General features: G+C 73.3%; 3 protein-coding genes. All 3 read right to left on the bottom strand.

Annotated elements, in window-relative coordinates; genetic code table 11:
- Nucleotides 1-74: 74 nt before the first annotated feature.
- The 3 genes from ACJA3G_RS32965 to ACJA3G_RS32955 all read right to left on the bottom strand — a co-directional run bounded on the left by ACJA3G_RS32965 (nucleotide 75) and on the right by ACJA3G_RS32955 (nucleotide 3,535).
- Nucleotides 75-1,040 carry a cation diffusion facilitator family transporter gene (locus ACJA3G_RS32965; RefSeq protein WP_406556703.1) on the bottom strand — a complete coding sequence of 322 codons (966 nt, stop codon included), beginning with the start codon at nucleotides 1,038-1,040 and terminating at the stop codon, nucleotides 75-77.
- A 69-nt stretch (nucleotides 1,041-1,109) separates the two neighbouring features.
- Complete coding sequence (manA, locus tag ACJA3G_RS32960; protein ID WP_406556704.1) at nucleotides 1,110-2,276, bottom strand: mannose-6-phosphate isomerase, class I; 1,167 nt, start codon at nucleotides 2,274-2,276, stop codon at nucleotides 1,110-1,112.
- A gap of 116 nt (nucleotides 2,277-2,392) precedes the next feature.
- Nucleotides 2,393-3,535, bottom strand: a complete 1,143-nt coding sequence (locus ACJA3G_RS32955) for an SIS domain-containing protein (RefSeq protein WP_406556702.1) — start codon at nucleotides 3,533-3,535, stop codon at nucleotides 2,393-2,395.
- Between the last annotated feature and the right edge of the window lie 101 nt (nucleotides 3,536-3,636).

Genomic DNA, 3,636 nt, shown 5'->3' with positions numbered 1-3,636 from the left:
CCCCCGATCACGCTCGCCCCTTGGGGTCTCGGCCCGCCCCGCGCCGGCAGCGGCGGCGGTGCCGCCCGCTCGGCTCAGTGCCCGGTGCCTCCGGGCGTGGCCGCCGGGTCCGGGCCGGCCGCGGCTTCCGCCGCACTGTAGATGTCCGGTTCCAGGTAGATGACGCGGGCGATCGGCACCGCCTCACGGATGCGGACCTCGGCCTCGTTGATGGCGCGGGCGACCTCGGCCGCCGTGTCGTCGTGCCGCACCGCGATCTTGGCGGCGATCAGGAGCTCCTCCGGGCCCAGGTGCAGGGTCCGCATGTGGATGACGGAGGTGACGGTGTCGCCGTCGACGATCGCCATACGGATCTTCTGCACCTCCTCGAGGCCGGCCGCCTCGCCGAGCAGCAGGGACTTCGTCTCCACCGCCAGGATCAGGGCGATCAGGATCAGCAGGACGCCAATGCAGAGGGTGCCGATGCCGTCCCAGACGCCGTCGCCGGTGGCCAGTGCGAGACCGACACCGCCGAGGGCGAGGACGAGTCCGATGAGTGCGCCGAAGTCCTCAAGGAGGACCACCGGGAGCTCGGGGGCCTTCGCCCGGCGCACGAACTGCGACCAGGAGAGCGAACCGCGCGTCTCGTTCGACTCCTTGATGGCCGTACGGAAGGAGTAGCCCTCGGCGATGATCGCGAAGAGGAGGACGCCGACGGGCCAGTACCAGGCTTCGATGTCGTGCGGGTGCTTGACCTTCTCGTAGCCCTCGTAGACGGCGAACATGCCACCCACCGAGAACAGAACGATGGAGACGAGGAAGGCGTAGATGTAGCGCTCGCGGCCGTAGCCGAAGGGGTGCTGCGGTGTCGCCTCACGCTGGGCCTTCTTGCCGCCGAGCAGCAGCAGGCCCTGGTTGCCGGAGTCGGCCAGCGAGTGGACGCTCTCCGCGAGCATCGACGACGAGCCGCTGAAGAGGAACGCCACGAACTTGGCTGCCGCGATCGCGAGGTTGGCGCCGAGCGCCGCCACGATCGCCTTGGTTCCGCCTGACGCACTCATACGTGCACGTGTTCCCTTCGTCGTTGACGCGGCTGCCCGGGTGCCGCCATACGGCCGCACATTGTTGCATCAGGCCACGACAGTGGCGCGAAAAGCGGTGCCCGCTCCGGACAGTCCGGCCTTTTCACCTGCCCGCACGAAGGCGGCCTGACCGGGGGTGAGGCGCAGGTCACCCAGGTTTACGGCACCCGCGGTGCACAGGACGATCTGCGCCGTCGTGGCCGTCAGGTCCGTCGGAGCCGCGCCTTCCGGTCGTACGAAACGGGACAGCCGGAACTCGTCGATCGGGGTCTCGTACACCTCCTCGCCGGTCTCCGACGCCTCGGGCCGCAGCACGCCGGGGTCGCCGGCCTCGAAGCGGACGACCCGGAGGAGTTCGGGAACGTCCACGTGCTTGGGGGTAAGACCGCAGCGCAGCACGTTGTCCGAGTTGGCCATGATCTCCACGCCCATGCCGCTCACATACGCGTGCGGGACGCCGGCGCCGAGGAACAGGGCCTCGCCGGGCTGGAGCCGGACGTGGTTGAGGAGCATGGCCGCGATGACGCCGGCGTCGCCCGGGAAGTGGTGGGCGAGCGTGGCCCACACCCGGTGGACGTCGTCGTCGAGGCGCTCGCAGGCCGCCGCGGCCTCGGCCACCGTCTCCGCCATCTCCCGCGGATCGGCGGTCAGTACGGCCGTGAGGACCTCGCGCAGCGCCGCCTCCTCGGGGTGCGCGCGCAGGAGGTCCACGTACGGCTTGAGGGAGTCCACGTCGAGCGCGGCGAGAAGGTCCGCGGATTCCTCCGGAGCCCGGAACCCGCACAGCCCTTCGAACGTTGTCAAGGCACAGATCAGTTCGGGCTTGTGGTTGGCGTCCTTGTAGTTGCGGTGCGGGGCGCCGAGCGGAACGCCCGCGCTCTCCTCGTCCGCGTAACCCCGCTGCGCCTGGGCGAGATCGGGATGCACCTGAAGCGAAAGGGGGGCGCCTGCCGCCAGCACTTTGAGAAGGAAGGGAAGACGGGGGCCGAACTTGGCGACGGCCGCGTCACCGAGCTCCGCCGTCGGGTCCGCCGCGATGATGTCGGAGAGCGGAGCCTCGCCCGTACCCCGGTCGACACGGGACGGGGCGCCCGGATGCGCGCCCATCCACATCTCCGCCTGCGGTTCGCCGGTGGGGGCGGTGCCGAGCAGCTCCGGGATCAGCGTCGTGGACCCCCAGGCGTAGGGGCGCACGGTGTTGGCGAGACGGTCCATGGTTCGCGTGGTCACTTTCGCATGGTCGTGTACGGAATCGGTCGCCGCGTGCCGCCCGCGTGTCCCGGCAGCCGTCCGGCACCGGTCGTGTCGGCGTCGTACCGCACGGCACTGCCCTACGCCGGGGGCGGTGTCGAGGCGAGGGCGAGGTAGGCGGTCGTGAAGTCCGCGAGGGCGAGGAGTTCCGCGAGGCACTCCAGCTCCGTGCCCTCCTCCGGCTCCAGTTCGCTGATCTGCGCCTCGTGGCCCAGGGCGAGTTCGCGGGCCGCCGGGGCGGCGGAGAGGCCGCCGGCCGGGCGGTCGCGCAGCAGGACGACGCGGGCGTGCAGCGTCGCGGGCTCCTCCACGCGGTCGCGGAAGAAGTCGTCCGGGTCGGCGCCCTCGCCCAGCGAGCCCGCGAGCAGGATGGAGTGCGAAGCCAGCGCCTCCGGCAGTTCACCGGCGAGCGCGGGGCGGCCCGCGAGCTCGGCCAGTACGGTCGCGAAGCGGCGGCCCACCGGGGCGGCGCCCTCGCCCTCCGTCCAGACCAGGGGGAAGGAGTCGGCGAGTTCGGCCGCGAGGGTCTTCGCCGGGTTGCTGTAGGTGGCGATGGCCGGACCGCAGCGTTCCGCGGTGCGGTCGAGCCGGTCGGCGACCTTCTCCAGCGTCTCCGGGGGCGCGGAGATCAGTCCCAGCCGGTCGAGCAGGGCCAGGATGGGGGTGAGCAGGGCCCACAGGGCGCTCGGCGAGGCGGCCGGGGTGCTCCCGTCCTCGTACAGCTCGTGCGGGGCCGTCGCCAGCGGCACCACCAGGCCGTGCACCCCGTCGACGGCCTCGGAGAGCGGGGAGCCCTTGGGGGCCACGGCCACGACCGTGCAGCCCCGGCGGTAGGCCTGTTCGGCGAGGAGCGCGAGGCCGGGCTCGCTGCCGTCCGTGGTGGTGATGAGCAGGAGGTCGACCGAGCCCGCCCAGCCCGGGAGGTTCCAGCGCAGCGCGCCCGCGGCGGCGGCCACCCCGGACGGGACGAGCCGGGCGACGGGGGCGGAGGCACCGGCCAGCGCCGCGACCAGGTCGCCCACGCCGGCGGCGGCGGTGCCGGGGCCCGCGACGAGCACGGCGCGGGGGCGGCCCTCGGGCCGCAGCTCCGCGATGCCCGCCTCCGCGGCGTACCGGGCGGCGGTGCGGACGCGGGCGCCGGCGTCGGCCGCTCCGCGCAGCAGACCGCGGCGGTCCGCGCGGGCCAGGGCTTCCGGTGCGTCGAGCAGCGACTCATCGAGCATGTGCGGCGCCCGCGTCCGCACCGCCGCCCGGTACGCCGCGGAGGCGGGCATCGCGGAGCTGCGGCCCGAGGGCCGCCCCCGCGCCGTGCTCGTCGCGGGCC

The organism is Streptomyces sp. YS-3 (genome assembly GCF_045257485.1).
Lineage (GTDB): Bacteria > Actinomycetota > Actinomycetes > Streptomycetales > Streptomycetaceae > Streptomyces.
The sequence above is the reverse complement of the archived record's forward strand: the minus strand, read 5'-3'. Positions and strand labels throughout refer to the sequence as shown.

Bases quoted from the DNA above. Each gene is read 5' to 3' on its own strand.
- ACJA3G_RS32955 (WP_406556702.1), bottom strand. From the start codon at position 3,535: ATGCTCGATGAGTCGCTGCTCGACGCACCGGAAGCCCTGGCCCGCGCG.
- ACJA3G_RS32965 (WP_406556703.1), bottom strand. From the start codon at position 1,040: ATGAGTGCGTCAGGCGGAACCAAGGCGATCGTGGCGGCGCTCGGCGCC.
- manA (WP_406556704.1), bottom strand. From the start codon at position 2,276: ATGGACCGTCTCGCCAACACCGTGCGCCCCTACGCCTGGGGGTCCACG.